Raw genomic sequence first — 24,552 nt, forward strand, 5'->3', positions numbered from 1 at the left:
ACAAATGACGTTTCTTTTTATTAGTCATGTATTTTCCTCACTTTTGCTTTTTCAGTATCAAATATGCTTTCTAATTCGGGTAAGGAAAGTTCATATAATTGTCGACCCTCAGGAGTTTTGAAATAATCCATTATCAAAAGTTCAGATTTATAAAAATCCCTTTGCAAAACTATGGATTTATTTAATTGATTAGTGGAAACTTTTTTTCGGGCAATAATCGGGAAGCTGGTAAATCCATTAGAATTAAAATACTGCCCGATAATCACCCGATAAATGCCCGATTAATCTTGAGCTGATTTGAGTTATTATCTGTGTTTCTGTTCTTTTCTTATTCATATACTCCTCCAATAGCCTGTAATGAGTTCCCTGTAGATAGTAATAGGTTTCCAATAATGTTTTCTGAATGGCCTGGGAGGGGATTGAGCTCGATTCCGTGTCCCACGTTAATAAGTCCACCTAACGCTTGTATCCAGTTCCCGGTAATGAATATTTTCTGTGCTGTTTGTTTTTTTAAGTTAATAACCAACCCAGTAATGACGGTAGTATTCCCAATTGACTGAAATTCCTTCCCAATTTTTCGAAGGGCGTCTCCTTGCCCTTCAGCTTGTAAAGCATTACCCCCTGACTGTAAGACGTTCCTCCACAAACTTAGGTCTTCTCGCAAATTAGTTTTTATGAAGTACAGTGGCGAAGCTCCAATCGCAGCAGAAATTGTTCCCACAACTACTATCACAGAACCAAAGATCTCTTTAAATTTCATTATTCATTTCACACCGCCAACCTATTATTAGGTTATAGCCTATGTATATGAAAATTGATGTTTTTATGTCAACAGGCTTTATGTATACGATTCCTCATAACTTACGGCATCATATTCAACGCCCCGCCCCTTTAATCAAAAGAAAAGAAAGATGCCGTCGCGATCATCCCCCTGTTTAATAAAAGCATCCTTTTAACTAGGTTAAGTTTTTTGTGACTTGTTCCGCCAGTAATTATTGTACTGTAAACGAAAAAGATAAGAGGCTCCCTATTACAACCTTCACCTTATGTTCATTTTATGTAATAGGTTTCAGTTGCTTATAGGTACTAATCTGATTCATATTGCATGTCGTTATCCCATATAACATTATAGTAATACCTTATTATTCGCATTATATAAAAATTCTTAGACAATGGGAGGAAGATTCATGGGGAAGTCTGGATTCGTACCTGACAATACAAACATAAAAAAAACAAGTGGAACTCCTAATCTCTTTTTCGACTCGAAGGATAATATCTTCCACGAAAGAGACCCTGAAAATGTTGTATTTACGGTTACTTCGACACAACTTCCTGCAATGGTGCTTTTAGTGACGTTTATCTTACAAAGGGACATATTCGGGAACCTCATTGGCATCCTAACGCTTGGGAGTTAGATGTAGTTATTTCGGGTGAAGCCCAAATCTCAATTGTTGACCCAGATACTAATAAATTGCATACCTATATTGCAAAACCTGGTCAAGTTGTTTTTATTCCCATGGCTTGGTGGCATTGGATTATACCTAAGTCAGAAAAATTGCATATGCACCTGTTCTTTAACAATGACCTATTTGAATCAGCAGAGGGTTCTAACATGTTGCGACTAACACCACCAGAAGTTTTTCAACTTGCATACGGTGTTGATGCTAACAAAATTGCCAGTGCATTAAATCCAATTAAAGAATCAGTCGTAATTGGACCGCTATTCCTATAACTCACCAACCTTTGAACAGGAACACTGGATTTGTCCCTGACAATTCAAACATAAAAAAAACAAGCGGAACACCTAATCTCTTTTTTGACTCAAAGAATAGTATCTTCCACCAAAGAGACCCTGAAAATGTTTTATATGAGATAACCTCGACCCAAATTCCTGCAATGGTGGGTGGTGCTTTTGCAGACCTCTATCTTACAAAGGGACATATTCGGGAACCACATTGGCATCCTAACGCTTGGGAGTTAGATGTTATAGTTTCAGGTGAAGCCCAAATCTCACTTATTGACCCAGATACTAATAAATTGCATACCTATATGGTGAAACCTGGTCAAGTTGTTTTTATTCCGATGGCTTGGTGGCATTGGATTATACCTAAGTCAGAAAAATTGCATCTCCACCTCTTTTTTAACAATGACCAACGTGAAACAGCAGAAGGTTCTGATACGTTACGACTAACACCTCCAGAAGTTTTCCAACTAGCATATGGTGTTGATGCTACAAAAATAGCCGATGTATTAACTCCAATTAAAGAATCGGTCGTAATTGGACCACCTCATCCTATAACTCGCCAAACCTACACACCGAATACAAATCGTGTAAAACCAGAAGAAGTTCCAAAACAAAATCAGAAAAAAGAAGAAATAGCAATCAATATAAATGGTAAAAATTTTAAATTATAAATCATCATCGATTTGGTAAAAACCATGCCTTTTTTCTTCAATTCTGCAGCTAATTTTTTATTAGGTGTTAAAGTGGATGATTTGTATAGAAATTCAAAGCAAACACGGGTCTAGTAAGGATTTCCGGATTGACAAAGTAGTTTAAAACGGAGAAAACGATATTACGGAGTTAGTGAAGAAGGTTAAGCCTATCATTCAGGATGATTTGCCTTTTTAATTGTAACTGGACTGTTTAGCTTAATAAGGAAAATTTATAAAAATGTAGATTGTCATTCTAATCAACCGAAATAATTTTGATTAAGAGGAATGAATTTATGTTAATATATGGATTGATTGCATTTTTAGTGAGAGGAGTGTTTTGAATGACAAAACGATGTACTGGTGAGAGGTAAATTGGATAAGAAAAAATATTTTATTCTTTTACCGCCAGCATTGATTATAGGAATAATTTTAATAATATATCAATATCATCATTCAAAAGAATTTAAACCTTATGTACTTTTAGTACCCTTGGTCTTCTGGCTGTTCTATTATAGTTGGATATATATTGAAAAGAGGAAAATGAAGAAGTTCAAATAATTATTTTGAACTCGCTCGGTTAGGTTAATTTTTCTCACGAATGCCAACGGGGGCAAACCACATTCAGTAATATATCTCTTAAAAGGTAGTAAAAGTTCCTAAATAACGGGGAGTTGAATAAGACTTAAATCCTAAAAAGTCCCCTCTAAATTAAGAGAAGGACTTTTACTTATTTCACACGTAGTTTTTGACCGACATAAATTTTATCGATATTCTTTAAACTATTCCAATTTTTAATTTGGGTTGTGGAACTTCCGTATTTTTTAACTAATGCTGATATGGTGTCGCCACTTTTAACAGTATGTTACTTTTTGGTACTATTTGTTGATATTGATCCAGTGACTTTAAGTTTCAGACCGATATTTATTTTGTCTGGGTCTTTAATTCCATTAAGACTTACTAGGGCTTTTACGGTTGTTTTGTATTTTTTTGCAATCAAGCTAAGTGTGTCGCCTTTTTTTACAGTATAAGTTGTTGTGGATGTACTGGATGTATTGGGCGGGTTAACAGTATTTTCTGTGTCCGTGAAATCCCTATAGGCTACATTTAAATCTACCTTTGTGCTAATACCATTTATTTTACCTGAATCAGAATGTTGCCAAATATCTGCGCTACGTCCCAATGTGCTGTTGTATCGAGCAATCCACAAAGTATACTTCTTCAATCTTGATTCATCTAAAGCATTTTCAAGAAAGGATTTACCTGTATATAACATAGCAGTATGTCCTGCATCTTCAATGGCCTCTAAAAATGCAATAACGGCGTCAGTTAGCGTCTTTTTCTTTGCCTTTTTTTTGTTTTCTTCAAGGTCAAGAACAGCAGGGTAATTTAAACCAATAGAACTGATAGAATCTATAAAATACGCAGCCTCAGCCTTTGCTTCTGCTTCAGTAGCAAACTTAGCATAGTGATAGGCCCCCACTTTTAATCCCGCTGACAAAGCTTTAGGAGCATTTTCTTTAAAGTAGGAAAGCTTAGAATAACTCGTTCCCTCGGTTGCTTTAATAAATACAAACTTCACACCATCTTTTGCGACTTTGTTCCAATTAATTACACCTTGCCAATGTGAAACATCAATTCCTTTTATAGTTGTCATATTAATATCCTCCTCTTTTTTTAAAAGAATAGCCACCCAACGGGCAGCTTATTTTGAAGTTCCTTCTCTTTTTGCTATTAACTCATATAGCCCTGTTCCACCAAGACCAGCGAATGCACCAGCCCATAACCTCAAAACAATATCCATATCTGTGAATGGAAAAGAAACTGAACCTATTCCTAGTCCGATTACCAAGCTTAAGTTAGGTAAAAATATTGTTTGGTATAGTAACGGTTTGCTTAACGACTTGAACCACTGCTGCTACTATTGGTGCTAAAATAGTTTTAAAAATTAATACTTGGTGCATGACTTCGTTTTCTATATTAAACATCTCCTTTTTTTTCGATTTGATCAATGCGTTTATGTGCCTGTTTTGTACTTTCATCTATACGTATAACAGTCTCTGACAATGCAGTCCAACGTTGGTCACTAGCTTTAAAATCAATCCTAATTGAATCAACTGATTGACCAATATTGTCTAATTTTGTTCTTATAATTGCCGATTCTGTAGCATCACTTTTAACATCCTTGTCCCTATTTCTGTTAAATGTAAAGAAATCAATAATAACACTAGCAGTTGATTACACCGATTTCAATTGTCAAAACATGACCTCTTTGAACGCTCTTTTTATGCATAATAAAAAGCCGTTTCAAAATTTAGAGACGACTTGAAATTTGTTGCGATTTAGTTTTTTAGTTACCGCACAGTTTGTTCCTATTGGGGTCCTACCAACAAAACGCGGAAAACATACGCTAAGGGAGTAACATCAGGAAAATACAGATTTACAACGGTGAAATCCAAATATAAAAAGCCTAATTTCTCGCTTTTAACACCGAGAAATTAGGCTTTAGTTACTTCATTAAAGCGCCCGTTAACGGAGTAGCGAAAATGATTCTAATATGAGTATACTTTTAACAAGAAATTCTTTTGTGACTAACATCTTATTAAACTATATGAACCTTTACAAAGAAAGAGTGCATGTCATATTCCTAGCAATGTGCCCTAAACTTGCTTACCTATTTTTCCCCCATCAATTTATACCATTTCTTAAAGATAAACCTCGCTTAATTCAACCCATACCCAGCTATATATAAAAGAAAAAATGTAAATAAATCCTATAACCTTTAATGAAAGAGATGTACTGGCGATTGGTCCTAAAACAGGGAAATGGACAATATATAAAAGAAAACAAATTCCACCCATTAATAATATAGACGTAAAAACTATGATGCCAATTCGTCTTTTTAAAATAAGAAGAGCTATTCCAAGTCCTAAACCTACTATCCCTGTTGTAAACGGGAAAACAAAAGATTCGCCAGGTTGGATCAGAATCAATAAAAGAAACGTTAAAACATAACTTTGAAGCCCAAAGGGAATAGATATAATGGTACAAATCAAGATAGGGAGAGTGGCAAAAGGACTGATTAAATAACCGATCCCTGGGAGAAAGTTTCCGGTTGACTGCAGGATAGCTGCAAGTGCAGAAAAAAGGGCGGCTAATACGAGCTTTTTAGAATAAGAAAACGTTTTAAAATAATGGTGGAGCATGTATGATTCATGTGATAAAATGCTAAACCAATTCATGAGTTCCTCCTTCTCTTCTTACAGCACATAAGCTTTATTACTCCATCCTTTTTTCGGTACATAAGAAACTTCACATAAAACGCATTTATCTATGCAATCGCCATCATTACATCACTTATACCTACTAACATCACTAAAAAAGAAAATCAATCATATTTCGAGTGGTAATTCAGAGTAAACAGCTGTCATTTCAATTAAAGTCCAAGTCCTCTATCCTTCTTAACGCGTCATATAGAACCGGTTTTAGGGATCGTTTTTTTCCAATAGTCCGAATTCCTAAGATTCCAAAATCGACAATTTATAAAGACTTTTCCTTCGGACTAAAATTTGCTTGAACTGGACGAATACAACCATGGGAATTCTCCTCACCTTTTTTATTCACAAGGAAGTCCTAATTTGCCGGTTTTAAGATTGACTCGTACGACTTTAAAGCCAAAGTTCTTTCCGCGTATACAAAGTCCATATCCCTGGTTTGGTCGATAGACATTTCACCGACATGGCCGAATGACTGTTGAGTTGAAAAATCGAATATATTTGATGAACTGTGACGTTCAAAACGAGCCAACGTTTGTCCGGCTATTTTTATCGTTAACTAAAAAATAATACAAATGACTACGAAGAAGCATCATATGCAGCAGGAATGAATTTTGGTCTTGAAGAGGTAGAACTTTTTTTAAACTTTTATCATCCTCAATATTGGATTCAGGTTTTAGTTAAGACGAAATCAATACTATTTAATGAAAGAAGACAACCAAGTAAAAGAAATTGGAACCGTAGATGTTATTTATGAAGGACAACCGACAAAAATACGGATTCAAGCTGAAATTCTTATTGAAGATGTTTAGAAAGAGATTGTTCTATATATGTTTATATTATTAAGTAAATTCCCGAAATTCCCCGGCCCTAATTTGATTCTAATAGAACAGTTCTAATCATATTCTTATAAAAGAAAACAATAAGAAGGAGTGTAAAGTTAGTTGATAAAAGTTAAGGTTAGTTTACGGCCCATTGTAAGTAAAATAAATTTACCCACTGTTTTGAAAACAGCAATACTTCCGGGTGACTCAATTGAAAGATTATTTATTGCAACTCAGGTAGGAGAGATCTTTTACATAGGGGACGGGGTTATAAGGACTTTTTTAGATATTCGCCCCCGAATCATAAAACTTGGTGATTCTGAACTAGGTGTTTCTCGTGGTGGATATGATGAACGAGGACTGCTAGGGCTAGCGTTTCATCCAGAATTTAATTATAACGGTCTGTTTTATCTTCATTATTCAGTAGCTGGAACACAAGGTCCAGGTGCTCTTTCTGAACCTTTTAGGCCTAACCCGTGTGATCCCAGAACTTTAAACCTAAGATGGATAAATAGAGAAAATCAATATGATCATATTGATACAGTTGAAGAATGGATTTTACAATCGAATGGTCAACCTCAAAAACGACGAACATTACTTAACTTAAGAAGACCATTTTTTAATCATAATGGTGTCAATAGCTTAAACTTTTCACCTGAAACCGGAAACCTTGTTTTAACAACCGGAGATGGTGGATCAGGCTATGATCCATTTAATTTAAGTCAGGATGATATGGAAATTTCTGGTAAAATAATTGAAATTGATGTAGTTAAGAATACATTTTTCTATAATCCACCGGTAATCACACGTTTTAATGAACTTCCCGCACCTATTCAAGAAACGCTTACGGTAATTGCCAAAGGGGTTCGCAATATACCAGGCATTTCATTTCAAAAGTTTTATAATCAGTATATCAAATATGTGGGAAATGTCGGACAGGATTTGGTAGAGTCGATTTTTTCATTCGTTCATTATAAACCAATACCGGTTACTCAGCTTATTCAAGCTTCTTTAATGAAATCTAAACCTGACCTAGAAGGAATTATTAACTTTGGCTGGCGAGGGTGGGAAGGTGCTTTTCCTACTTCGTTTATAAGGGGCTGCTCTGCAAATCCAACTTTGGATGAGAAAACAATTGCTTATTACAATGAAGCAATAAATTCTTCAGTGAAGCGTATTCAGCCTATAACTAGTTATTTTCATAAAGATCCCCGACCCGATAAGTTTGGAGGAACTGCACTTACGGGAGTTCAGCCATATATGGGGAATGGAATCCCCAATTTAACGGGAAGCGTTGTGTTTACCGATCTTGCCAAGGATAAAGAATCTCAGCCACCGGTTAGAGGGGTTTTAGCTTATACCAGGGTAGGTACAGATTGTAAACTAAATGATTTTAGTGTTATTGAAACCGATTATAATTTTGGGTCTCAATCAGCTTATTATGTTAATTTGGGAACGAATCTGGATCAAACAAGACTATATTTAGGGGTTTATGGCTCTATGAAAGTGACTGATTTTCACCAAGGTACTGTTTTTGAAATTGTTCCATGATTTATAACTATAAAATTCTACTTAATACCAGATAGATCTCCTTCTTGGATTTAATTGAATAGAAATATAAAACAAACAAGAGAGCAATCATGTTCCTTCGTTTGTTTATTTTTCAGGAAATTTAAAAGCCGAATATTCTAATTTCATCCCCAATATTTGTATTTCTCTTACATTAGAACAGATATTATGTTGCTTGTCCTCTTGAGATTACTCGTCGTCTTTGAAGAAGTTATATTCCGCGACTTCTTAGACAAGGTTCTCCTGTATTTGGAACTTAAGTATAATTCTCCACAATCTTCTCCATAGTTTTCACATAAATATCCAATTTCTAAAAAGAGTTATTCCACAAAATGGCACGATTGTTGAACAAAATTAAAAAAGATATTTAATTCATTAGTTCATGGTTGAACTACCCACCACTTATCGACCTTACGGTCTGATTGAAGTGGGGGATTCCTGAACATTAGCCTATCGGCCAATTTTTAATTAGGCTACTCCCGTAGTTCCTACGGTTAGAAGCCTTATGGCTTCATTCATTAGATTGAGTCCTGCGTTAATATCTCGATCGTGGTGAGTAGAACAAAAAGGACAATCCCATTCACGAAGATTCAGATGTTTAACGTCTTTATTTTGGTAACCGCAGCTAGAACACAATTGACTAGAAGCAAACGTTTTAGATACGGTCACGATTTGTTTACCATACCATTTTGCTTTGTATTCCAACATTTTTTTGAATTGGTACCAAGATACTTCACTAATAGCTTTAGCTAGTTTGTGATTTTTCATCATATTCGACACTTGCAAGTCTTCCATTCCAATAACATCGTGGTTTTTGATGATTTCGGTAGAAACTTTATGTAAGTAATCCATTCGGGCATTTGAAATTTTTTCGTGTAGGATAGCCACTTTTCGTTTTTGTTTTTGATAGTCATTTCCCATCGTCTCCTTTTAATTTAAAATAAAAAGCCACCCAGTGGGCAGCTTATTTTAATCCTTGTTTTTTCGAAACTTCTTCTTATTTCTGAGCTTTCTTGGTTACTAAATACTGATTTTTATATACTCCATACAAAGCAAAACCAAGTGGAACAATCGCTGTTAGAAAGTTCATGCTTATAATCACTGCCTAGTTGTTCCTACTACTTCCGTTAATTCTATATTGAGTATTTGGAAACACTTCAAGTGTTAGTTAATTAGATACTACTAATACTTAAAGAGGGACCCTGCAAAGGATGGCCTTTTTAAATACCTCCTGTTTCCTTTTCGATCAATTCCCGAATCTTGGCGGATTACGGATCGATCTTGCTCTGGCCACACAATAAAATGCTCTTACAGCACGTCAGTCCCGGCCCGCCTCGTAAAACTTCTGCGCCACCATATCCGGCCTTGTACGCGTGTCCGTAAAGTGGTCGCCGTCGCTGACGATCAGGCGGAACTGGCCGAGCCGTATGGACATATGCGGATGCCAGCCGAAGCCCTCTCCTTGTGGCAATGCGTTGTCTTGGTAGAAATAGACATAGCTTTTGGGCGTAGGCAGCGCGTAGAACGCTTTAAGATCTAGCTTCTCGAAAAGCGGCTTAGCCGGTTCCGGAGTGATGCCTGTATACATCCGTTTGGCTTCCTCCAAAGTGGCCGTATTGACGAACAAATCCCGAAACAGCGGAAACGGAAGCATGATCGTATCGTCCTTCGAGCCGGCTCTGAGCTGCTCGAAACCTTGCCTCATTTTGGGCGAGAACTCGTCGGCAACTGATTCGCCGTCTTTCAGTACGAACGCGTCCCAGAAGACAAGGCGTTTTATGCGATCCGGTACCTGTTCTGCAACCTTTTGGATGACAGCTCCGCCGAAGCTGTGCCCGACGAGAACAAAGTTGCGTAGGTCCAGTTTCGTTATAAAATCAACGACGGACTTCGTGATCATCTCATGCGTGACATCTTTGTTTGGATCTTTGCCGTGACCTGCGTATTCCGGCGTATAGACGGCATGCCCTCGACTGCGCAGCACCGCCGCTACGTCGTCCCAGAAGTGAGCGTCAGCCCAAGAACCATGCACAAGTACGAAGGTAAGCCGTTGCTGTGCGGGTAAACGGTATCTTTCATGCGATTCGGGGGCACCATCGCTCCAGAGCCACCATCCTTCAGAATAAGGGGAGTAATAATAGCCGCGGGGCATAGACCTATAATCGGGATAGGGGAATTGATGAATTTCTTGAAGATAAGGAAACATGTACAAGACATCCTTTCAAATCGACATATACTATCAGCTTATGCCCACTGCGTTTGAGAGGTTCCCACACTCGATCCGCCGAAAAAAAGCCGCAAGAGAAAACCATCTATAACCTTGTTTACCTCGTATACACTTTGTGATTGTCTATTCTTCATTTTCTCGTATTTAAAGCCTTTTTGTTGAGGAACAATAGCCATGCACTTTCCGGAGAAAGCTTTATAAATCTTGTTGATATAATTCTGTAGTTTTTCCTGCCCTTTTTCCGTATTATCACTGACAGCCTCTATATCAACAACGCCATGTATCTGGTTCTTGCGTTTCTGAAATTCTATGATTCTACCAAATAGTTCCCCATAATCGGAATACAGACCATCCAACATGGAGATAGCTTTTTATTGCTGTATTCCAGATAAATAACATCACTCATTTGAAATGTACGGGAAAACGTATAGTCTTTAATGGTTACATCTTTGAATGAATCATTTACTAGGGCATATTCGATTCGTGAAAAAGAGTCAGCAAACAATAAATCTTCCGAATCTGCCTGAATGATCAAACACTCGTTGTCATATATCAGCTTGTGAACAACAGTCTGCCAAAATTGGCTGGCTGACATGTTCGGGTTAGGTCTGACATTTAACCAGTAATACATTTCATCCTTCACAAACTTTTTATCATTCTTTACATAAAACTCGGTTTGGCTGATGGGTTCGGCCAATCATATTGATACCTGTTTGAATCGCCAATTGCTGCATGTGAATTTCTTGGAAGTGTCTTCGATTAAATCAAAGACTAACATGAATTCAAGTTCTTTATTTCTGCTTTTCACTAAAATCCCAATTTCTCACCTCCCTTTTTTAAGGCTTTGTTTAACATTAATGTTGATCTTAGTCGCACCATAATACCAGTTATTGGAAGTTGTTACTTCCTACTAACAATTCTAGATATCTGAATACATAAAAAATGATAAATGCAAAAGATATATTTAAAATTTAGGGGGTATACTTTGCGGAAAGTGGAATACATTTTCGGGATCATACTTGGCTTTTATTCTTTGTAATCTATCAAAGTTGGTTCCATAATAAGCCGGTCCAAAGTTTATAATATTCTGATCTGGAGAATTTACGTAGGCCCCTTCAACGAAAGGATTCAACTGCTGGTGTGTTCTTGCAACCAATGCAAGATTCCTTGATGCCTCAGAGTCTTGTGTCCAGGTTGTATTCCACTCCAAATAAAACTTCGGACTGCGCCAAAAAAAAGCAGTCGCCTCAGAAGAGATTCTACTTACAGCGCCACCACAGTTCAGAAAAAAGAAACTGGATTCGGTTCCGGTCGATTCTTCTAGGAAACTGCGCATGATCTTGATTGCTTCATCCGGAAACAGACATGTCGCCCAAGCCGATGAAAATTTATAGTTCCGGTCTGCTCTTCCAGGGATTGGTTCATCTGGTATCAGATGTTCAACAACATTCGGATAGGACAATTCTTGGATAAACACCCTTGTTGGAGTACCTACGCTCGTTAAAGGCTCTAACAAGCTAGTTAGTTTCGTTTTTGAACCCAGGAATAGTCCTGTTGCATGAAGCAACCCATTATTTTTAGAGAAAATATCTAATATAGAACCTAGTCGGTTGTCAACAAAAGGAGCCCATTTTTGCCACGCCTTGAAAACTTTCTCTAGTTGGTTCCATGGCCAAATAATTTCGAATACTGTTGCTTCAGCGGGGGCATGATGTACCTTGAACCTATATTCAGTATTAATTCCGAAATTACCCCCACCTCCACCGCGAGAAGCCCATAAAAGGTCTGAATTGTTGTTTTTGTTTGCCTTTAAGACTGTTCCATTGGCGTCAACCATTTCCAATCCAATGAGATTGTCACTGATAAAGCCAATTGATCGCTGAAGTAGCCCCATCCCTCCACCCAAGGTGATTCCGCCAATTCCAACGGTTGGGCTATCTCCGAATGGGACCATGAAGCCTTCCTGTGCTAATTTCTTTACTAGTGGACCTACATTGATGCCAGTTTGGACGATAGCTACTTCTTTCTCCCTAATTAACTGCACCTTTTTCATATCACTCACATCGATAACAATACCGTCTTTAACTATTGAAAGATTTTTGTCCAATGCATGTCGTCCGCTCCGAACCCGAATCGGCACATTGTTCATTCGTGCCCATTTTATAGCATTTGTAACATCCTTCGTGCTTTGAGCAAAAACAAATACAAGGGGAAAGGTATCAACGTACGGGTTCCAGTTTAGGCGTGCCTGTTCATATCCTGGTTCTCCTTTAAAGATGACTCGTCCTGTCAGTCGTATTTTTAATACCATCAATTCAACCCCTAACCTTAATTTAGTATTCGGGCTAAACTATGAAACAATTCATTTTCCAAATTCCCTATTTTTCTTTCTTCGTTTATAAATTTTAAAAAATGTACCTATACATCATATTTAATGTAAATAATAAAAAATATGCAACCTAGACTGATAATGCTGGGGATATATTAATAGGATTAATAACAATGATCATAGGATATGGAACAGAAATAGTTGGTTGGGTAAGGCTTGTATAAGTTGGAGAAATCTCTAGGAAGGATAATCATAAAAAAGTGGGGTTTTATTCAACCTCTTACTAAACTAAATGGCCCAATTGTTGAATAAAGATCAAACAGCGACTCTTCAACTATTCTGCCCCGTTACACAAGAAAATAAACAACATCGTTTAACAGAGCCTTTTAAAAATCTATATCATCCAAGAAAAAGTCCACGTCATCCACTAAAATTTCATCTGCTTTAAATGATAAACGCCTGGAAACCATCTGTTTTCCTTCTAAATTCGTCTTTTTTCAAATATTCCTTGTTCCCATCCTTTTTAATGTGAACATAGACATTATTGGTATACCAACGCATGAGTGGGTTGTCATCAAAGATGATATTACTCTTAGCGAACAATGTTTCTACCCTCGGCGCTAATAAGGAATGAATGGCTTTAGGATTACGGATAAATTCTAATTCAAATCCCTCTGCTTCTCATGCGGTTCTTACTAAATCCAAACGGAAAGTATCAGCTACAAAGCTGGATTATTAGCAAGTTGCTTAAATTGAGTTAAAACCTTTTTGAATAATCCTTTGGCATATGGGCTCCTTGGTTCGCTGAACATAGGATTCGCCTTTTCCCAAAAGTCGGGATTATCAACCTCGTTAGGGTCATCCAATTTTGTAGATGAAAGGGAATAAAGGTCAACCAGGTCTTTTCCTTCAAGGATGTTCATAGCTCGTTCTTTCATTTTGTCTAGGAATCCTTCACGCACCTGTTAGCTCAATAAGAAAAACGATACCTCTTATTGAAGTATCGCTCTCGTTAGTTTAAGAAGAACATCATTAATCAATCAAATGGTTCTTTTCAATTTTCTTACTTATTTGAATCTGTAATTAATATTAAAATTAGGATTATTAGGCTTATTCCAAGTATAATTGTACCTACCATACTTACTCCCATTCCTGCAAATCCCCTAATTAACTTCAAAACTAACCTGCCCCGAAAAGAAGGTACGCTGACATGAACAAGTAAGCTTCCTGTTTTTTCTCTATTAAACCAATTGAATTAAATGTTTTTTTGCTTCGTAATCAACAAGTTTTTTATCCTGCTTAATTCGTGCAAGATAATCCGGATTGGCGATAAGCGGACGGCCAATCGCGGCAACGTCAATGGTGCCTTTTTTTAGTGCGTCTTCTGCTGTTTCAGCATCAAGCCCGCCTACACCAACTATAACTCCATCCCAGTGGCGACGTACCAATTCATGCATGGTTAGCCCTCTGGCAATCGGTTTGGTAAATTCCATTGTAGAAGGGTGAATCATTTTGCCGCCTGTTTCTTTAAAAGCTTCAATAAACGTTTGAATCGCTGATTCAGGATCTTCCCACATGTAAGATGGCTGGTCAATTTTTAAAGCCGAGAAACGAATAAGGGTACGGTCTACTCCAACCGTATCAATGACTGCTGTTAGCACTTCCTTCATAAATGTCAGGCGTTGTTTTAAATCACCGCCGTACCGATCCGTCCTTTTATTGGAAGTGTCAGAGTTAAACTGGTCGATTAAGTAGCCATGTGCACCATGAATTTCCACGCCGTCAAAGCCGGCTTCCATCGCATTTTTTGCAGCTTGCGCATATTGGCTGACTACTTCTGCAATATCTGTCTCTGTCATTTCCTCAGGAATATCAAAAGGTTTTCCGAATCGTGAAACCTTTCCTTCAGCAGCAAAAGGGGAAGGAGCCTGTGGTGGAAGTCCTCCTGCAATTTCGTGGTGGCTTGCACGGCCGACATGCCAGATTTGCGCAATAATGGTTCCGCCTTCAGCGTGTACAGCTTCGGTAACTTTTTTCCAACCATTAATTTGTTCTTGAGTGTAGAGCCCAGGAACGCCAGGATTACCCTTTGCTCTTGGTGAAATTACAACACCTTCCGTAATGATAAGTCCGATTCCATCTTGAGCTCGCTTTCGGTAATACTCTACGGTTAGGTCATTCACAACACCAGTTTTATCATCAGCAAACGACCGTGTCATAGGAGCCATTGCTGTTCTTGTTTTTAAGTCCCATGCACCAATTGTTACAGGTTCAAAAAGCTTAGTTTTTATTTGATTCATTTGAATTCCTCCTGTTAACCTCTTATTTATTGAGAAAGCTAACTTTTAGTAACCATTATGTGTAAGATTATATGAAAAGTGGTTAATTTTCAAATGATTCACTTCATCACCGGAGCTAATTGGTAAGATATTGTAATTAAGACCAATAAACAATCCATTCAGCTGTTACTAATTGGGATTTTAAAATTTGAGGGTGATGCTCCTAGCGCACATTTTCCATTTCTTTGATTTGGACTGCCTCTCTTTTCAAACAAAAAAGCGACTCAAACGAGTCACTTTGTAAATTCGGTTATGACTTAGGCTAATCTTTAGCACCCAAATTAATGGAAGTTTTGTACGGTCATTGTTTCGATTTAATATGTATAAACATTACTATTCCATATCGAATTCCGCTTAAATCTAGCCAAAAACACCCCTCTGAGTTATCTTCAAGACATAAGGAGTTTAACTCAAAACGTTGCTTTATAAAGCTTTCAGGCCCCTTAAATAATCGAGTTGAACAATAAAGTTTTTATGTCTAACTGTTTAGGCAAAAAAAAAGGTTTATTTGATTCTCAACCCTGTTTAGTATTTATTCTGCATGTCCTGAGTGATGCCAATATTCACTCTAAACCAGACACCACGGCTACACTAACCGGGTCACTTGTTAAACGATCATGTAGTTATGTATGTGCCGCAGTAGTTTCAATAATCAGCAGTAAACAAAGGTAAATAAAAAATATTTTGGGATTTATGAAAAAGGGACGAAAAGGAACATAGATATAAGGGAACACATCTAAAAAATGTATTCCATTTATGCAACTATGATTAGGAGTGAATTATTATGAGCAATCTGGTAACTTTGACGATAGCTTCAGAAGCGTTTCTCTTGCTATCCTTCATTATTATTTTTTTATCAACCAGGAATACGAAAAAGAATGTTCTATTGGTCATCCTGCTCATCATTGGAGGTGCGCCGCTTCTATATTTAGCCATAGATCATGTGAACAGCGAATATGTGGATGCAAATATCGGATTGGGCATTGCTTTTATGTTTACCTGGATATATAGCTTAATAGCTTTTATCATTGCTATCATTCTTTTAGTAAAAAAGAAAAGGAATAATAATATTTCAAAAGAGCAGTAATCATCACATTTTGTCTGGTTTACAGTGAACAAAAAGAAGTGTCGCTCGGCCATATTCCAAGCAACCACGAATAATAAACCATTCAGGTAAAAAGGGAAAAGGTGCAACAGCTAAAAACCATCACGCCTTATTTAGAAGTCTTCTTCAAAACTTCCATACTATTACTTTATCACATGCAAAATGAATCAGTGTCCGTTTATCGTTCGGAAATCCTTCCCTCTAAAATAGAGCCATTAATTCATCCACTTTTATTTGCCTTTCCGATGCAAAATAAGGTTAAAATACCCCTTTGAATTAGTTATAATCCAGATTGTGTATAATTCACATGCCCCGCCTTTTCTTACATTCTTGGATAGTGTAAACATCAGGTGCTGGAGATGGTTTAGCTGGTGTCTTTGAACCTTTCCAATCAAAAACTTCTCTGTAGTTATACTCACAACAAGCTTTCCAACTATAACCTGGCATTTCATTATGGGCTTTATCACACTTCCCTATCCCATTTTTAACAAGTGCAGTGTGAAGTTCTGCAATACTTGCAAGTGTGGCTTCATCTATATCGTCATATCGATAGTCTCCAGCAACACAGATACCAAGCGAAAATTGATTGCTGTTCCCTACATGATAAGTGAGTTTGTCTATATCATTCGCATATACAATCATAGCCCTTTTTCCGTTCGGCGTGTTAATAACATTCTTAGGTTCAATGATGAATGTATATCCTATCCCGGGCCACACCAGCGTGTTTACATGGTAATCCGCGAAACTTGCTGCATCAGATCCGGGCAAATGTTTTTTGTAAGTGAATGGTGATACACGGTGAGTGATTGTTTTCGTACGTTTTGAATACATGCCTTTTGATTTTAATTCCCCTCTCATATCGACTAATTGGGGTAGTTTAGAAAAGTTCATCTTTCATCGTCTCCTTTTTATTTAAATAAAGCTTTGTTAAAGATTAAGTGTCATTTTCCTGATTAGAGCATAAGGTAATATAACCCATTTAAGTTTTTCCTCCTTAACAAACAAACAAGGAGATGTCTTTATGTCAGGTTGTGAATCAAGGTGTGACGACGGCTTTGGATTTGGTGGAGGTTTCGCCTTTATAGTCGTTTTGTTTATACTCTTAATCATTGTTGGAGCTAGCTTTGTTGGTGGAGGCGGCTACGGCGGCGGTTACGGCGGCGGTTACGGCGGCGGTTACGGCGGCGGTTACGGCGGCGGTTACGGCGGCGGTTACGGCGGCGGTTACGGCGGCGGTTACGGCGGCGGTTACGGATATGGCGCATGTTGTTAAAAATAGTATAAAAAAAAGCCGACCCTTATTGGTCGGCCTTTTTTATCTATTCCGCCATAAGAAAATCAGCAACATCCTTTAACAGAGCCTAAAATAAAAAGCCGTTTCAAAATTTAGAGACGACTTGAAATTTGTTGCGATTTAGTTTTTTAGTTACCGCACAGTTTGTTCCTACTGGGGTCCTACCAACAAAACGCGAAAAACATACGCTAAGGGAGTAACATCAGGAAAATACAGATTTACAACGGTAAAGCAATCCAAATATAAAAAGCCTAATTTCTCACTTTTAACACCGAGAAATTAGGCTTTAGTTACTTCATTAAAGCGCCCGATTATGAAATATCTTTTAGTTATCTTATTGAAGATAAGCATCTGTTAGTTGAAGTAATTTACATAAATTCTTCGTTAGTGAAATAAAAAAAAGCCCTCCAATTGGCAGTTAGAACTACACTCATGCACCTTAGAGAATTACAACTCCTGCGTTATTCCAATAATTTAAGATTCCAGTTTTTTTCTCGGACGGATGGGATTGTTTGATTAGGTAATAAAATGGCTTCCAACCACCTGATTTTGGTTCTGATTTCGTTTTCATATTCATCACATGCACAATTTTGTGTTTTAGCGCCAGCGCTCTAATTTTTTAAGAATTTTTTGTATACATTTTATTGAGAAAAAATTTTTCAACCCGATTCATATCTGATTCCTGAAACCTTTTTAAACTGAATGCATAAAATTCATCGAATGTTACATCAGGATGCATCCATTCACCATTTTCGTAACAATAGTGACAGTATTTTTCTGACGGTGTCCCATCCTTTTCATTTCCAAAGTCACTTGACACTTTCATGGGCATTCCACAGCTTTGACACATGTTTGGTTTTGCCATTTTTATTCCTCCGATTTTGTTAAGTTTTGAATTTGTTATCATTCACATTTACGAGTTTAAACTGATTCGCCGATGCACAGCCATCATATTAATTTCATCTAGGAAATCTAGTAAATGGCCCTTATTAGGGATTCCATTTATACGTAATTCATCTAATTATATAGATGATTCATATCAGTTGCAATGGTTGCCAATTGTTTACTCATTCTTGCGACCGCTTCATCGGCACTGAATCAGAAGTGCTGAATAAGTGCCTTTCTGTCAGCCCTAAGTTAAAACAGGCTTACGATATATATCAAGACCTTTTATTACGCATTTGAACACAAAGACGGAAATTAGAGAGTTTTCGAATGTGTTTAGGAACAATAGAGTAAACACTCCACTTGCCTGTACTGTTGTCAAAAATCAATCAACGAAGTTTCTTGTTCTTCTCGGGAATAGCCCATATCGTTGATACCTTCCTTTCCCTCGATCTGCGATATCGTTCGTCTGTGTCCCGCATTATTTTTATCAAAACTGTATATCAACTAACTATTAATCAAAGACTATATAGCACCAAGTAACGTGGCGGTGCTAAATTATGGATATAAGTTGGATATGGAAAACGATGTTAATTGTCATCTTTGGAATATTATTAATACGCATTTCAGGTAGAAGGTCTGTCTCCAAAATGACTACTGAAACAACTGTTATCATGATTTTTATAGGGACCCTTTTAATACACCCTGTTATTGGCGAAAATCTTTGGGTTACTTTTGCGATTGCAACCATTCTCATTGGAACTTTACTACTAATTGAATACATCCAAATGAAATGGGATGTTGCCGAATTTTTTTTAACTGGCAAGTCAAAGATTGTTATCGAGAATGGCTCAATAAATGAAAAAAATTTAATAAAACTTCGACTTTCTGTTGATGCACTTGAAATGCTCCTACGACAAAATGGGATAGAAAATATAAAAGATGTACAATGGGCCACTATCGAACCCAGTGGACAATTAGGATATTTACTCACTAATAATAAGAAATTCGCAACCAAAGAAGATATAGAAAAAATTCAGCATGCACTTACACAACTCTCCACCAAATTAAAAATTAATTCGAAAATGCAATCAGAAAATAAACCTGATGAAACAAGAATAAATCTTTTTTCCAAAATTAAAGAAGGGGACTCATCTTATCCCAAACGTCTTAAATAATCTACCTTTTCCCATCTGCCTTACTAGTAAAATTGAATTAGTCAGGCCCTACTATGTTGTAATGACAGGCACTTAAAGTCTGATTACCACTAACAAGAGAGAGGAAAGAAGCCTATCAAGTGAAAAATTGTTTTACAGTTCGTTGACGATTATAAGATTAAATACAGTGTAATAAGTAATATTTCAAACTGGGAATGTTGGAATATGAACATTTTATACAGACTTTCCATCAAAACAGATAATATTTTTATCTTTCAATCTTTGACACATATATTAAAATGAGCAGAACACCTATTTCTCCCTTAAATATAGGAAACCGATTTTAGAAGTAGCTATTTCGTCCGAGGATAGTTACTTTTTTCGGACTGTAACAATCACAGTTTGTGTCTATTCTTCGATTCTTCTTAACTTAGCAATCCAAGGAGAAGAAAAATCTTCTACCTTGAATCTCCTCTGTTCGAACGAAAGATTATGAAGCACTTCAGATTGAGGATTTTGCTGTTTAAGAGGAGAAATAACCTCAAATCCTCTCGCCTCTAAATCATTGATAGCTTGCTCAGCTTCATACTCCCTTTTACGACGAATGATAACCGGTTGAATTTTCTTTGCCATCAATAACAGTCCTCCTCTACTCTTCCAAATAACCCGACATAACAAAAATGTTTCTGAATGCACGAGTCAACCTATCCTTTTTTCTCTTTACCAGAGACTTTTTCAACCGACGTTTTCCTTTACGAGTCATGTATTTTCCTCGCTTTGGCTTTTTGCTTTTTCAGTATCAAAAATGCTTTCTAATTCGGATAAGGAAAGTTCATATAATTGTCGACCCTCAGGAGTTTTGAAATAATTCATTTTCAAAAGTTCAGATTTAAAATAATCCCTTTGCAACTCTAATTTAATTGATTAGTAGATACAGAACTAATCATATAAAACCTCTTTTCAACAACTGGCGACCAACAGCCGCCCACATATTAGCGATCCCAGCAGTAAATGATTCTTCACCCATTTTTCCAGCTGCTCCGCCAATGTTTTTTTCAATGGCATTCATCAGCATTTCGGAGGATATTTCACCATCGGAAGCCATTTTAAATACCGCTTCTCCGGTCACTCCTGCTTCCTTTGCCAACCACTGATAAACGGGCAATCCCCTGTCAGATAATTGCTGTAATTCCCCGTTGTAAGCCTTATTAGATGTCTGGACTTTATTTAGGATAGATCCCATCTCACCTAACCCTGCCCCGGCTATTGCTGCCGCATCACCAGTTAAGGATAAATACCTTGTTAATTCCGTCCCCTCTTCAACTCCAGCAGCCACAGCATTAGCTGCCGTTGTTGCAGCTTCGTCCAATCCGAATGATGTCCCTTTAACGGATTCGAGGGCTGACTCCATTATTTTTTCTACGCCTTTAGCATCGTGACCCAGCCCCTTTAATTTTGCTTTGGCTGTATCTATTCCGACTAGGCGATTAAACCCTTTAACCAGCGCTATGCTCGCTAGTGCCGATGCCGCCCCTACAGCAGGTAAAGTAAGTTTCTTGGTTAAACTTTTTCCTAAATCCTTTGTTTTGTCTGATATAGATTTCAAACCATTTCCGAAATTAATAAGAGAGTCGCCAGCTTTTGTCCATCCAGAAGAAGCAATTCGTTGTTCTTCTTTCATTTTTTTTAGTTCTTCTTTTACACCACCAACATAGCGTTCTAAGTTGTTTAGAGCAGCAACTTCATTGTTATAGCTTTTGGCTGCTTCATCTGCTTTTTTGGACCCTTCTCCATTCTCTCTGACCATCTTTTCGTACTCAGCCTTGGCTTGTTTCGTGACCTCTTTTTGGACTTCTAGTTTCCTATTCAATCCAGATAAACGTGTTTCGTATTTCCCAATAGAACGATCACCACGGTCAAAAGCTGACATGTTTGCCTTCATTTCACTGTTTACAGTCCTTAACTTATCCTTTACCCCAGTTAGACCACGGTTGAGGGCTGTGGAGTCAAGGTCCAGTCCAATCGAAAGGCCTTCTTTCTTCTCCATCAATCACCCTCCCTTCTCATACCAATAAAAAAATCCCTAACCTCCGAATGCGGTGATTAAGGATTTCTCTTGTTTTGGTTTATTTTCTTCTCTTAATATTTCAAGTAAAAAATGGTAAGGCATACCCAATATTTCGTTGATATCCTTACCATCTTTCATGAGATTAAGGATGAGTTTGTCCATATATTCTTTTTGCTTGGCTGGGGAAAAGTCTTCATCCGTTAACCTTTCTTCGCCAAGAACTTTTTTGTTTCATCATTTTGGTGACCTTGAGCCACAAACATAATTTGTTCTTGTAAGGTTTGGATAGCATCTGGTGCGTGAAGACCATTAAATAAATCTTCTTTTGTGAATTGCTTGTTATAAATCTTGTTTGCTACAAAATCTAACAGTTTATCAATCAATTCTTTTTCAGATGTAGCACTTTTAGCATCTTCGCTTCTATCAATTTCTTGTGTCATATCGATTGCTTCATAAACTACTGAAAAAGGAATGAATACAGGTGTGAGATACTTTACCGTTTCAATTTCACCTTCCTTCACTTCCTTTATCAATTCGATCATGTTTCTTTTTAAATTTGCCATTTCAAAACATCCCTTCGTTTTTTAGATTAGTCTTGGATAAACATTAATGTTTATTTTTGAACAAATAAAAGAGACCACTTATTGTGGTCTTCTTTAGTGCTTCTTCTTCAACTAAACCAGCTAATAGGATATCACCCGTTAGTTGAAGAAGGATTTTTTGTCACGGAAAGGAAAACAAATTTCTAAACAGAATTTACCCTCGACTCTTCCTCCCTCTTCATGTACCACGAAAATAGAAATAACATCTTCTATGGTTGCGGAAAGTGTGTTTCCTTTTGGTATATTTAATACTACAGGACTTCCCTCCATACAAACCACGAAAACTTGAAGAGAACTAATACTCCAGGCACTGTTGAAAACGGAAACGGTGACCATCGTTTTTTCATTCAGCTCTTTTTTCCAAATCTCCAAATCGTGAACATCCTGATCTAAATGTATATTTCCACAAATATCCGTACAGAAGATTTTTTTATCGCAATTTGGTATAGGAAAGCAACTTTTCTCAGGTGACCTGGTCTTCTTTTTTTTCTTTTTTTTCTTTTTTTCACATTTACATTTACATTTACATTTACATTTCTTGTTCTTGTTCTTTTCATTTCCCACAAATGATTCCTCATTTCTGTATACGGACAACTCTATACACTATTACAATTTCAGACATTCGTTTCAAATAACACCCAGTGTTGCTCTCAACAAAAGGGAGTCCTCTATACAAAATGAGAACTCCTTTTTACTTTTAACTAAACTATGCTAATACACGCTTATACAGAGTAATACAGTACGTACCACTTGATCCTGCTGGTATATCAAGGCTGAAAGAAGTCGGATTTCTCACTGCACTTGCAAAGGTATTTCCTGGTGGAACGGGTCCTACACCAACAGAAGGACCGACTGAAGTATTGACTGTACCTGTTACAACTCCTGAGCTGGATGCAGAGTTAAAAATTTCAAAAGTCCCTTCGATATAATCGCCAATTGGAGCATTAAATACCACCTGATCTATTACCCCAATACCTGGATTACTAAAATTACCACAAATTCGTTCTTGAAACGTTTGTGCTGGAGGGCAACAACCGCCCATTCCATTAGAACCACACATAAATCATTCCTCCCATTCTTTGAGGTTGTCCTCTCATTATTTAATGATTTTATTAAAAAAATGTTCAGGATAATGGTGGAATTATAGTAAAATGGGCTCAGTCATTAATTAGAAAGGGCTACTACTTAATTTTTTTCGATAAAACAAATCTTGTTTCTAAAAATATATCCATACTCGACTAACTTGCCCCATTAGTTCAACGAGAAAATCAACAACACCCTTTAACAGAGCCTTAAATCAAGAATATTCTTGCTCTTTATCCTTCTAGTGTCTCTACTCTCACTACTAATTCGTTCCACTGTTCTTCCGTAGGAAATCCATCAGCACCCTTTTCGCCTTTGTCGCCTTTTGAGCCTTGCGGACCCGGAACACCTTCTCCTCCGCCTTTTACATTACGGACATAGTTAACAAATTCCCCTGCATTTGCTGCATTTATTGAATATCCGATGATAGTTGGCGCATCTTCTCCAAGAGCTTCAACGATTTTTCCATCTTCACCAGTCCCAACTGAAACACCTGCTTGAATGTCTGCTCCCGCTTCGACCTTCCACGTTTCTCTATTCTTAATAGTTACATAGACCCCTTCGCCTTCTTTGATCGCTCTTGTTGCTAAAAAGTCAGGGACTTCTCCTTCTTGGGCTAAACGAATATTAATTTCATTTTCTTTTTCTTTGACTGCTAATACTACTAATCTATTAGCGTGGATATCTTCAACTACAACAGCTTTAAAGTTTGTCATTATCCTTCAACACCACCTTGCTCTCCATCATTTGTTCCTGGATAAGGCTTGCCAAATATCTTTTGAAATAAAGAATCACGGTTATCTGTTTCTCCTTTTTTGTCAGCACCGAAAAGAACAGATTTTTCAGAAGAGGCTCCCTCAACATAACGCTCCATAAATTCTCCAGTAACTTCTTCATTATCAAATTCTTTGTTTTCTTCTTTGGTTTTACCGGAAATTTTAGAACGCATGAACATTCCTTTTGTAAGCCCCACCCACTCTTTAGAACCATCCTCAAATGTCTTGGTAAATACCGCTGCCACATAAGGTGGCACATCCTCACCGCCAATAGAAGAAAGACCATCCACTTTTTCTAAACCAAATAAAATATTCTTATCCTGAATCGGTACTTTGTGAAATTGAGTGGATACTGTTACATTTCCACCTGAAATAGCAATTTCAGCTGTACCATTATCCCCATACGCCCTCATCGCTTCTTGCGGCATTTCTACCTCAATATTTTGTAAAAATTTAATCCGGGTAATTTCACCAGCCGTAAATGAATGGTCATCGTCATCTGTTAAAACCGCATAATAAAATTCATTTACACCGGTTGATGCTCTATAGCTTTTTTTCTCTTCTGCCAAATTAATCACTCCTATTT

27 protein-coding genes and 4 pseudogenes are annotated in these 24,552 nt (G+C 37.2%); 6 read left to right on the forward strand and 25 right to left on the reverse strand.

The window, feature by feature from the left end:
- Positions 1-20 precede the first annotated feature (20 nt).
- Together JFV29_RS31330 and JFV29_RS03610 are read right to left on the reverse strand one after the other, a co-directional pair.
- The gene (locus JFV29_RS31330; protein WP_309558917.1) at positions 21-266 is read right to left on the reverse strand and encodes a Fur-regulated basic protein FbpA; all 246 of its coding nucleotides are present in this window, start codon (positions 264-266) and stop codon (positions 21-23) included.
- A 62-nt stretch (positions 267-328) separates the two neighbouring features.
- Positions 329-760, reverse strand: a complete 432-nt coding sequence (locus JFV29_RS03610) for a DUF6944 family repetitive protein (RefSeq protein ID WP_242485295.1) — start codon at positions 758-760, stop codon at positions 329-331.
- Positions 761-1,187: 427 nt separating this feature from the next.
- Here JFV29_RS03610 and JFV29_RS03615 point away from each other — a divergent pair.
- Together JFV29_RS03615 and JFV29_RS03620 are read left to right on the forward strand one after the other, a co-directional pair.
- A pseudogene (locus JFV29_RS03615) lies at positions 1,188-1,720 on the forward strand (cupin domain-containing protein); the annotation flags it as partial.
- 23 nt (positions 1,721-1,743) lie between these two features.
- Entirely contained in the window at positions 1,744-2,415 is a 672-nt protein-coding gene (locus JFV29_RS03620) for a cupin domain-containing protein (protein WP_201181294.1), read from the forward strand.
- 883 nt (positions 2,416-3,298) lie between these two features.
- Here the strand turns inward: JFV29_RS03620 and JFV29_RS03630 are convergent.
- The 4 genes from JFV29_RS03630 to JFV29_RS03640 all read right to left on the reverse strand — a co-directional run bounded on the left by JFV29_RS03630 (position 3,299) and on the right by JFV29_RS03640 (position 5,675).
- Complete coding sequence (locus JFV29_RS03630; RefSeq protein WP_201183350.1) at positions 3,299-4,090, reverse strand: GH25 family lysozyme; 792 nt, start codon at positions 4,088-4,090, stop codon at positions 3,299-3,301.
- A gap of 48 nt (positions 4,091-4,138) precedes the next feature.
- Entirely contained in the window at positions 4,139-4,285 is a 147-nt protein-coding gene (locus JFV29_RS31335) for a hypothetical protein (protein WP_309558915.1), read from the reverse strand.
- Between the two features lie 7 nt (positions 4,286-4,292).
- Positions 4,293-4,475, reverse strand: a complete 183-nt coding sequence (locus JFV29_RS31340; RefSeq protein WP_309558913.1) for a hypothetical protein — start codon at positions 4,473-4,475, stop codon at positions 4,293-4,295.
- A gap of 663 nt (positions 4,476-5,138) precedes the next feature.
- Positions 5,139-5,675: a hypothetical protein gene (locus JFV29_RS03640; RefSeq protein WP_242486786.1), complete on the reverse strand. Its 537-nt coding sequence runs from the start codon at positions 5,673-5,675 to the stop codon at positions 5,139-5,141.
- Between the two features lie 977 nt (positions 5,676-6,652).
- On the opposite strand from JFV29_RS03640, the gene JFV29_RS03645 reads away from it, so the two are divergent.
- Entirely contained in the window at positions 6,653-8,083 is a 1,431-nt protein-coding gene (locus tag JFV29_RS03645) for a PQQ-dependent sugar dehydrogenase (RefSeq protein ID WP_201181295.1), read from the forward strand.
- A gap of 486 nt (positions 8,084-8,569) precedes the next feature.
- Here JFV29_RS03645 and JFV29_RS03650 read toward each other — a convergent pair.
- The 8 genes and pseudogenes from JFV29_RS03650 to JFV29_RS03685 all read right to left on the reverse strand — a co-directional run.
- Positions 8,570-9,004, reverse strand: a pseudogene (locus JFV29_RS03650) (RNA-guided endonuclease TnpB family protein); the annotation flags it as partial.
- A gap of 94 nt (positions 9,005-9,098) precedes the next feature.
- Positions 9,099-9,191: a phage holin gene (locus tag JFV29_RS03655; RefSeq protein WP_201181296.1), complete on the reverse strand. Its 93-nt coding sequence runs from the start codon at positions 9,189-9,191 to the stop codon at positions 9,099-9,101.
- Positions 9,192-9,419: 228 nt separating this feature from the next.
- Positions 9,420-10,307 carry an alpha/beta hydrolase gene (locus JFV29_RS03660; RefSeq protein ID WP_201181298.1) on the reverse strand — a complete coding sequence of 296 codons (888 nt, stop codon included), beginning with the start codon at positions 10,305-10,307 and terminating at the stop codon, positions 9,420-9,422.
- A 38-nt stretch (positions 10,308-10,345) separates the two neighbouring features.
- Positions 10,346-10,687, reverse strand: coding sequence for a hypothetical protein (locus tag JFV29_RS03665; RefSeq protein ID WP_201183532.1), 342 nt, complete (start codon positions 10,685-10,687; stop codon positions 10,346-10,348).
- Positions 10,636-11,025, reverse strand: coding sequence for a phage portal protein (locus JFV29_RS03670; protein WP_201181300.1), 390 nt, complete (start codon positions 11,023-11,025; stop codon positions 10,636-10,638). The genes JFV29_RS03665 and JFV29_RS03670 overlap by 52 nt, the downstream gene beginning before the upstream one ends.
- Positions 11,026-11,292: 267 nt before the next feature.
- Positions 11,293-12,639 (reverse strand): FAD-binding oxidoreductase, encoded by a 1,347-nt coding sequence (locus tag JFV29_RS03675; RefSeq protein WP_201181302.1) that lies wholly within the window; start codon positions 12,637-12,639, stop codon positions 11,293-11,295.
- Positions 12,640-13,043: 404 nt separating this feature from the next.
- Positions 13,044-13,619 (reverse strand): annotated as a pseudogene (locus JFV29_RS03680) (hypothetical protein); the annotation flags it as partial.
- Between the two features lie 279 nt (positions 13,620-13,898).
- Positions 13,899-14,957, reverse strand: a complete 1,059-nt coding sequence (locus tag JFV29_RS03685; RefSeq protein ID WP_201181304.1) for an alkene reductase — start codon at positions 14,955-14,957, stop codon at positions 13,899-13,901.
- A gap of 823 nt (positions 14,958-15,780) precedes the next feature.
- Here JFV29_RS03685 and JFV29_RS03690 point away from each other — a divergent pair.
- The gene (locus JFV29_RS03690; RefSeq protein ID WP_201181306.1) at positions 15,781-16,083 is read left to right on the forward strand and encodes a hypothetical protein; all 303 of its coding nucleotides are present in this window, start codon (positions 15,781-15,783) and stop codon (positions 16,081-16,083) included.
- A gap of 321 nt (positions 16,084-16,404) precedes the next feature.
- Here JFV29_RS03690 and JFV29_RS03695 read toward each other — a convergent pair whose 3' ends face one another.
- Positions 16,405-16,992 carry a peptidoglycan recognition protein family protein gene (locus JFV29_RS03695; protein WP_201181308.1) on the reverse strand — a complete coding sequence of 196 codons (588 nt, stop codon included), beginning with the start codon at positions 16,990-16,992 and terminating at the stop codon, positions 16,405-16,407.
- A gap of 130 nt (positions 16,993-17,122) precedes the next feature.
- On the opposite strand from JFV29_RS03695, the pseudogene JFV29_RS31565 reads away from it, so the two are divergent.
- Positions 17,123-17,236, forward strand: a pseudogene (locus JFV29_RS31565) (YjcZ family sporulation protein); the annotation flags it as partial.
- Positions 17,237-18,014: 778 nt separating this feature from the next.
- Here JFV29_RS31565 and JFV29_RS03705 read toward each other — a convergent pair.
- Positions 18,015-18,260, reverse strand: a complete 246-nt coding sequence (locus JFV29_RS03705) for a zinc ribbon domain-containing protein (protein WP_201181313.1) — start codon at positions 18,258-18,260, stop codon at positions 18,015-18,017.
- Positions 18,261-18,930: 670 nt separating this feature from the next.
- On the opposite strand from JFV29_RS03705, the gene JFV29_RS03710 reads away from it, so the two are divergent.
- A complete protein-coding gene (locus tag JFV29_RS03710) occupies positions 18,931-19,458 on the forward strand; it encodes a DUF421 domain-containing protein (RefSeq protein WP_242486787.1) in 528 nt (175 codons plus the stop codon).
- Between the two features lie 387 nt (positions 19,459-19,845).
- Here JFV29_RS03710 and JFV29_RS03715 read toward each other — a convergent pair whose 3' ends face one another.
- The 9 genes from JFV29_RS03715 to JFV29_RS03750 form a co-directional block, all read right to left on the reverse strand.
- Positions 19,846-20,070 carry a hypothetical protein gene (locus JFV29_RS03715; RefSeq protein ID WP_201181317.1) on the reverse strand — a complete coding sequence of 75 codons (225 nt, stop codon included), beginning with the start codon at positions 20,068-20,070 and terminating at the stop codon, positions 19,846-19,848.
- A 126-nt stretch (positions 20,071-20,196) separates the two neighbouring features.
- Positions 20,197-20,346 (reverse strand): Fur-regulated basic protein FbpA, encoded by a 150-nt coding sequence (fbpA, locus tag JFV29_RS03720; RefSeq protein ID WP_207205080.1) that lies wholly within the window; start codon positions 20,344-20,346, stop codon positions 20,197-20,199.
- Positions 20,347-20,380: 34 nt separating this feature from the next.
- Positions 20,381-21,484, reverse strand: coding sequence for a tape measure protein (locus JFV29_RS03725; RefSeq protein WP_201181319.1), 1,104 nt, complete (start codon positions 21,482-21,484; stop codon positions 20,381-20,383).
- A gap of 36 nt (positions 21,485-21,520) precedes the next feature.
- Complete coding sequence (gpGT, locus tag JFV29_RS30000) at positions 21,521-21,667, reverse strand: phage tail assembly chaperone GT (RefSeq protein WP_207205081.1); 147 nt, start codon at positions 21,665-21,667, stop codon at positions 21,521-21,523.
- A 38-nt stretch (positions 21,668-21,705) separates the two neighbouring features.
- The gene (gpG, locus tag JFV29_RS03730) at positions 21,706-22,068 is read right to left on the reverse strand and encodes a phage tail assembly chaperone G (RefSeq protein WP_201181320.1); all 363 of its coding nucleotides are present in this window, start codon (positions 22,066-22,068) and stop codon (positions 21,706-21,708) included.
- A gap of 138 nt (positions 22,069-22,206) precedes the next feature.
- Entirely contained in the window at positions 22,207-22,671 is a 465-nt protein-coding gene (locus JFV29_RS03735) for an S-Ena type endospore appendage (protein WP_201181321.1), read from the reverse strand.
- 142 nt (positions 22,672-22,813) lie between these two features.
- Positions 22,814-23,167, reverse strand: a complete 354-nt coding sequence (locus JFV29_RS03740) for an S-Ena type endospore appendage (protein ID WP_201181322.1) — start codon at positions 23,165-23,167, stop codon at positions 22,814-22,816.
- A gap of 256 nt (positions 23,168-23,423) precedes the next feature.
- Entirely contained in the window at positions 23,424-23,906 is a 483-nt protein-coding gene (locus JFV29_RS03745) for a head fiber protein (RefSeq protein WP_201181323.1), read from the reverse strand.
- Entirely contained in the window at positions 23,906-24,535 is a 630-nt protein-coding gene (locus JFV29_RS03750; protein ID WP_201181324.1) for a major tail protein, read from the reverse strand. Before JFV29_RS03750 ends, JFV29_RS03745 begins: the two co-directional genes overlap by 1 nt.
- Between the last annotated feature and the right edge of the window lie 17 nt (positions 24,536-24,552).

The organism is Peribacillus sp. TH16 (assembly GCF_016651095.1).
Taxonomy (GTDB): domain Bacteria; phylum Bacillota; class Bacilli; order Bacillales; family DSM-1321; genus Peribacillus; species Peribacillus butanolivorans.